The following is a 6696-nucleotide window of genomic DNA, read 5'->3' as shown; positions in this document are numbered from 1 at the left end:
GTGGCTAGAATACCACCTTGCCAAGGTGGGGGTCGCGGGTTCGAATCCCGTCTTCCGCTCCATTTTTTATACGGCGGCATAGCCAAGCGGTAAGGCAAGGGACTGCAACTCCCTTATCACCGGTTCGATTCCGGTTGCCGCCTCCATTTTTTTATTTCTGCATGATTTTAAATCATGCCGGTGTGGCGGAATTGGCAGACGCGCACGACTCAAAATCGTGTTCCTTACGGAGTGTCGGTTCGATCCCGACCACCGGTACCAACGAATATACTTATGACGCGATGCCTACTCCCGTAGGCATCGTTTTTCTATGGGTTACATCAACTTATCTGACTAACCTGTTCCTCATGGACATTCAAACAAAACCGCTTTCCCTCCATACAAAAGGGAAAGCGGTTTTTTCATCTTTCTTCGCTTTGAATTAGTGCCATTTATCTGTTTGGCTCTTTTCTTTTCTCTTTTCTTCAAACCAGCCGAATGCCACTTCGGCCTGTACGATTCCATTATCGGGTGCAACCAGAACAATCACAAACGAGCCGTTGGGCGGAAAGATGAACTTTCCGTCTTCATCGCTGGCCAACGTACTATTTGGAGGAACGATTCTTCTGAATGCCATAACCCCCTTTTTAGGAATCCCTCGAATTCCTTCAGCGTAAGCAATCTTCACTTCTGGCTGGGGAAGCGGGAAAAGCGCTGTATTTGCAGACGTGACGTTTCTTGAGATCTTCGGCTCTCCAAAGGGAAGTGGATTAAACCAAATTTCCGCCTCAACGGGCACATCGGAATGATTGGTGATGGTGAATGCATTTACAAAGAGATTGACATCGGATTTAAGGGGGTTGATCAATCCTCCCCACGCATTTTTTCCTTTTCCAACATGGATCCGCTCTGTTTGGCCCACGAAATAACGGCCCTGCAACGATTGGTATAAGGGATTCGGGATGTTCACCGTTTTACTGAATGGTCCGTGATCAGACATTTTCATCAGAAATTCCTCCTCGTAAAAGGATATGAAGAATAAACGGAGGGGGATGGACGAGTGTCTTTATGTTGAAAAGAACAAGAATCCGCTGCGGCTGATATGCCCACCGGACGATTTGGCGTAAACAAGGTCCAAGGGGTTGTGCAAGAGAAGGGGAAGCAAAGGGAGTCGGGCACACACGTGGTGGGTCCTCGTGTGGGGCTGCAGTAAGCCGCCAGAGCCCTTTTCATTGGAAAGGATCAGGTTTATGTGTCTTGTCCTATCAACCTTGATCTGGAAGGCAGATGAGTATTAGAATTCATTTAATAATAATGCACTGACTTTGATAAAGAATGAAATCAAAGTTGAGAACTGATTTAATCATGGATGCATGATCTCGTGGAATTTTCGGGCTGAACAGCTGCGCCCGTTTTCCAACATATCCTTCTGACATATGAAAAGGCAACTCACCTTTAGCAGGGAGTTGCCTTTTTCTCATTATAGATAGTCTTTCCGCAGTTCTTCAGGAGAGCGGGGGGAAATGTAACCCGGTGCCACGTCGTAGACGGTTTTGGCACCATATTGCTTTTCCTGGTTCATCCAGTGTGCGGCCCGTGCGTAGGCGACGAGGACGCTTGCCGTGAATTCCGGGTTGCTGTCGAGTTTCAGGGAGAACTCAAAGATTTGTTTGTTGCCGTCTCCGGTGTTGCCGCCACGGATGACGAAACCGCCGTGAGGGGCCTTGGAGTGGTCACGCTTGAGTTCTTCTTCGGTGATGAAGTTCACTTCCGTGTCATAGTCAGCAAAGTAGTTTGGCATCGTCTTGATCTCGTTTTCGATCGCTGCCTGATCCGCCCCTTCTTCAGGCACGATGTAGCAGACGCGGCGGTGCTTTTCTGATGTGGAGAGTTCCGGGTTTTCACCGCTGCGTACTTTTTCCATCGCTGCATCGGCAGGGATGGTGTACTGCACGCCGTTTTTGACACCGCTGACACGGCGCACCGCATCGGAGTGGCCCTGGCTGAGGCCCTTGCCCCAGAATGTGTAGTTTTCCCCGTTAGGCAGGATGGCATCGGCCATGACGCGGTTGATGGAAAAGAGACCCGGGTCCCAGCCGACAGAAATGATGGCAGTGGTGTTATTCTTCGCCGCCACCTCATGGACGGATTTGTAGAACTCGGGGATCTTCGCGTGAGTATCAAAGCTGTCGACTGTATTGAACATGCTTGCAAAATGCGGAGTCTGTTCCGGCAGGTCATGGGCGGAGCCGCCGCACAGGAGCATGACATCAATTTTGTCCTTATAGTCGGCTGCCTCTGAAATATGGGCGACGTTAATGGACGAATCGTCCAGATTCAGGGATTCCGGCTCTCTTCTCGTGAAGATGGCAACGAGTTCAAGGTCAGTTGTCTGCCGGATGGCTGCCACTGCACCTTTACCGAGATTTCCGTACCCGACGATGCCGATTCTGATTTTCGATTCCATACTCTCATCTCCCATTATCTAGTTGATTATTCTTGCCGATTGCCCAAAAATCCATTGTGTGAAGCTTCTCGAAATTTCGGGTTTTTACATTATAACATTAGTACTGCGCAGTGATAAATAATGAATCTTACTGTTCCAGGATGGCGAGGAACAAGTCGGTTCCGGTTTCGATCAGTTCGTCGCGGAAATCGTATTCGGCGGTGTGGATGTGAGGATGTTCTTCACCATTTCCGATGATGCAATAGGCCGCTTTGGTCAGCTTCGCCAGATGGCCAAAGTCTTCTGACCCTCTGAAGGCCTCCTTCATTTCAAAGCCTTTGAGGCCTGCCGACTTTACAGCTGCACGGACCTTGTCTGCCGTTTCCTTGTCATTGGCCGTTTCGGGGAATTCATCGTTATACTCGAAACGGATTCGAAGGCCATATTGATCCGCCTGGGCTGCCGAATAATGCTCGAGCTTCTTTTGAAGCAGGTTCAGTTCATCCTCGTACAGCGCACGGATTGTCAGGCGGAGAAGCCCTTTGGATGCGGAAATGCCGAACGCTTTCTCCCCGGCATCAATCTGGACGACGGTGCACAGGACAAGGCCCTGATAGCCTGCCGGGTCGGTGACCTCAGGAATGGCCCGGATGATCGAAGCAAGCGCGAACGCAGGATTGATGCCGTCTTCTGGCTGGCTGGCATGGGCAGGAAGCCCTTCGAGATGGATGGTCATGCCCTTGGAGGCGCAGAACATCGTCCCATCACGGATTCCGACGGCCTGGAAGGGGAACCCGCTCATATTGTGGTAGGCATAGAATTCGTCGATTTGTTCATCCTCAATGAGGCTGACGCATTGTATGGCACCTTCCCCGGTCTCTTCGGCCGGCTGGAACAGGAAGAAAACATTCACGTCCGGCTTTTGCTGATCCACTTCCAGTGCAACACCGGCGAGTGTTGCAGAGTGGCCGTCATGGCCGCATTTATGTGCCTTGCCGGGGAATTTGGAGCCCCAGGGGAGATCGATGGTCTCATCAATCGGCAGAGCATCAAAATCGGCGCGGAATGCGATGTTCCGGCGGTTTTTGCCCGCTCGGTGGGCCGCGTAAAACCAGCTTCCCCTGTCGGCAATTTCAAGATTAGTGTGCGCTTTGAGGAATTCAATCAGCCTGGACTTAGTCCATGTCTCTTCATTGGAAAGCTCAGGATGCCGGTGCAGCTCATGCCGAAGGCCGACCGCCAGTTCGAAATTCTCCTTTTTCATGAGTTCGATGCTCCTATTCTGTCTTCGAGACTGAAAATTAACTCTGCCAGAATAGTATAACAGGGATGTGGGAAATAGGATGATAAAGAAGATAGATGAACATTACGACAACGGTCAACAAGCTGAAACATTGAAGGAAATTGACCTTTATTGATATTATATTGTCAGAAGGATGGAATCAATCAGTCATGTTAATAGTGCCAGCCGGATTGCGAGGTTTAACCTTTATGGAATTGGGGTAGAGACTTGTGAAGGCAGGTGGTATGAATGACACGTCAATGGAATTTTATTATCGGGAATAAATTGATTACCGTTTTTGACCGATATGAGGAACAGGCTGAGCAGAAAGCAAAGCGGCTTTATGAAGAACTCAAGAAAACAGCCTGATCCACGACAGTCCATCCATCACTGGATGGGGTTTTTTTATTTTATGGAAATGGATATCCCTATCAAGTAAATCCGGGACGGCAAATCAGTTTAGATTACAACATGGATTCTGTCTTACATAACCATGGGGTCTGAAATTCAACATGCCCCCAAAAATGAATGTGCAGGTGGAAATGATGGATGCTTTTTCAGTTGCGGTATTTGTGTTCATTGTCGGCGGAATTTGGCTATATGCATATAAAAGAAGCCGGTCCGTAGATAACAACAGCGGGGAAGGCTTCTTTTTAGGTGGCCGTAGCCTGACGGGGCTGACGATTGCCGGGACGATTATCATGACCAATTTGTCTACGGAACAGATCGTCGGTCAAAACGGCCAAAGTTTCGCCGGAGGGATGCAGGTTATGGCCTGGGAAGTGACTTCAGCGTTCGCGTGTGTAGTCCTGGCCCTGGTCTTTCTGCCAAAGTACTTTAAGTATGGGGTGGATACGGTCTCGGATTTTGTGGAGATCCGGTATGACACGACAACGAAGCGGATCGTTTCATTGTTGTTCATCGTAACGTACATGACCTCGTTTCTGCCGGTTGTCCTTTATTCAGGTGCACTCGTCTTTAATAAGATTTTCCATATCGATACGGCATTCGGACTGGATCCCCTTGTTGCCATTGCATTGATTGCGGCGTTTATCGGCATCATCGGACTCGCTTACCTGATGCTCGGGGGGGCTTTCACTCAGTGCGTACAGCGATACTCTTTATGGAATCGGTTTATTTGCGGGCGGCATCGCGATTCTCGTCCTCGGCCTGTCCGCGCTTGGTCATGGAAATCCGATGGAAGGTTTGTCCACTGTGAAGGAACAGTCACCGGAGATGCTGAACGCCATTGGGGCGGCTGATTCGGAACTTGTCCCGTGGCCGACGCTGTTTACGGGGATGCTCTTCAACAACCTGTTCTTTTGGTGTGCGAACCAGATGATCGTCCAGAAGACTCTTGCCGGAAGGAGCCTGAAGGAAGGGCAGAAGGGGGCCCTTTATGTTGGATTCTTCAAGGTTTTCGGGGCCCTTTTCCTTGTCCTCCCGGGTATAGTTGCCTTTAATCTGTACGGCGACAGTATCTCAAATCCGGACAATGCCTATCCGACGCTGGTTTCGGACGTGTTGCCGGAATGGGCATACGGGATTTTCGCAGCGGTCATTTTCGGCGCCATCCTCAGTTCGTTCGTAGGATCGCTGAATGCTACGGCGACACTGTTCACGCTAGACTTTTATAAACCGATTTTCAAGCGTGATGCAACGGATCGTCAAGTGGCCAGAGCAGGAAAACTCGTGACTGTCATCGGCGGTCTGGTAGCGGTTGTGATTGCGCCGCTTATTTCCTTTGCCCCGGCCGGCCTGTATGCTGTTGTTCAGGAGTTCAACGGGATTTATAGCATGCCGATGCTGGCCATCCTCCTGTTCGGCTTCTATTCAAAAACAGTGACGCCGTTTGCGGCGAAGGCGACATTTGCATTTCATATTGTGGCTTACCTGCTGTCCAAAGTGTTTCTCGACATTCACTACCTCTATGTGTTTGGTGCCCTGTTCTTCTTGGACTGTCTGCTGCTATGGATCATCGCAAGAGTGAAGCCTTTAGAACAATCATTCCAGTTTGAGGAGAGACAAAACAAAGTCGACCTGACACCTTGGAAGCATAGAAAGGGTGTGGCTGCACTCGTTATCATCACGATGATCGGCATGTACCTCATCTTCTCACCTCTCGGCATCGCTTCATAACCATCCGCCAATAGAGAGTTCCTGCTCGAAATAAAGAGTGGCGAAGGAGTATGATATTGATGCAAGGAACCAGAGTAGGAGGGATGAAACATGGGCAAGTTGGATGGGAAAGTTGCAATCGTCACAGGCGGTGCCCGCGGTATGGGCGAATCCCATGTCAGGAAATTTGTGACTGAGGGTGCGAAGGTGGTCTTGACGGACCTGAATGTTGAAGGCGGTCGCGCTCTTGCGGAAGAACTTGGCGAATCGGTGCATTTTGTCAGGCAGGATGTGACAAAGGCGGAGGATTGGAAGACGGTCGTCGAAGAAGCGGAAGCGGCATTCGGACCGGTTGGAATCCTCGTCAATAACGCCGGCATCAGCATGGCGAAGACCATCTTCGACATGACGGAGGATGAGTACCGCAAGATTGTGGACATTAATCAAGTCTCGGTTTTCCTGGGCATCAAGGCAGTCATCCCATCGATGCAGAAAGCCGGGGGAGGATCGATTGTCAATATTTCCTCAATGAACGGGCTTGTTGGGGGAGCACCGGGCTATACAGATACGAAGTTCGCTGTTCGTGGACTTACCAAGTCAGCCGCTCTTCAGCTGGCCGGTCTTGGCATTCGCGTCAACTCGGTCCACCCGGGCGTGATCGAGACGCCGATGGTCACCGAGGGGGATGCCATCAAACAAATCAGGGAGTTTGCCAAGCAAATACCGCTCCGCAGGATGGCCCGGTCCGAGGAAGTGTCGAACATGGTGCTGTTCCTCGCATCGGATGACTCCAGTTACTCTACGGGGTCTGAGTTTGTCATCGATGGCGGCCTGACCGCAATGTGAACCATGAAAGAAGCTGCCTGCATCT

4 protein-coding genes, 2 tRNA genes and 1 pseudogene are annotated in these 6696 nt (G+C 50.4%); 4 read left to right on the top strand and 3 right to left on the bottom strand.

What is annotated here, in order from left to right:
* The first annotated feature begins 72 nt into the window (after positions 1 to 72).
* Both DZC51_RS13705 and DZC51_RS13700 read left to right on the top strand, forming a co-directional pair.
* Positions 73 to 146: transfer RNA gene (locus tag DZC51_RS13705), tRNA-Cys, on the top strand.
* Between the two features lie 30 nt (positions 147 to 176).
* Positions 177 to 261: transfer RNA gene (locus DZC51_RS13700), tRNA-Leu, on the top strand.
* Between the two features lie 160 nt (positions 262 to 421).
* Here DZC51_RS13700 and DZC51_RS13695 read toward each other — a convergent pair.
* From DZC51_RS13695 to DZC51_RS13685, 3 genes are all read right to left on the bottom strand, one after another.
* Positions 422 to 985, bottom strand: coding sequence for a DUF6143 family protein (locus tag DZC51_RS13695; protein ID WP_232524146.1), 564 nt, complete (start codon positions 983 to 985; stop codon positions 422 to 424).
* Between the two features lie 474 nt (positions 986 to 1459).
* On the bottom strand, positions 1460 to 2446 hold the full coding sequence (locus DZC51_RS13690; RefSeq protein ID WP_157296836.1) for a diaminopimelate dehydrogenase: 987 nt from the start codon (positions 2444 to 2446) through the stop codon (positions 1460 to 1462).
* Positions 2447 to 2573: 127 nt separating this feature from the next.
* The gene (locus DZC51_RS13685) at positions 2574 to 3689 is read right to left on the bottom strand and encodes a M20 metallopeptidase family protein (RefSeq protein ID WP_157296834.1); all 1116 of its coding nucleotides are present in this window, start codon (positions 3687 to 3689) and stop codon (positions 2574 to 2576) included.
* A 563-nt stretch (positions 3690 to 4252) separates the two neighbouring features.
* Between DZC51_RS13685 and DZC51_RS13680 the strand changes: the two are divergent.
* Both DZC51_RS13680 and DZC51_RS13675 read left to right on the top strand, forming a co-directional pair.
* A pseudogene (locus DZC51_RS13680) lies at positions 4253 to 5846 on the top strand (solute:sodium symporter family transporter).
* A gap of 90 nt (positions 5847 to 5936) precedes the next feature.
* Complete coding sequence (locus DZC51_RS13675) at positions 5937 to 6671, top strand: glucose 1-dehydrogenase (protein WP_157296832.1); 735 nt, start codon at positions 5937 to 5939, stop codon at positions 6669 to 6671.
* Positions 6672 to 6696 lie beyond the last annotated feature (25 nt).

This window comes from Bhargavaea sp. CC-171006, from assembly GCF_009761675.1.
Taxonomy (GTDB): Bacteria; Bacillota; Bacilli; order Bacillales_A; family Planococcaceae; genus Bhargavaea; species Bhargavaea changchunensis.
This window is presented reverse-complemented; position numbering and strand designations above follow the sequence as displayed.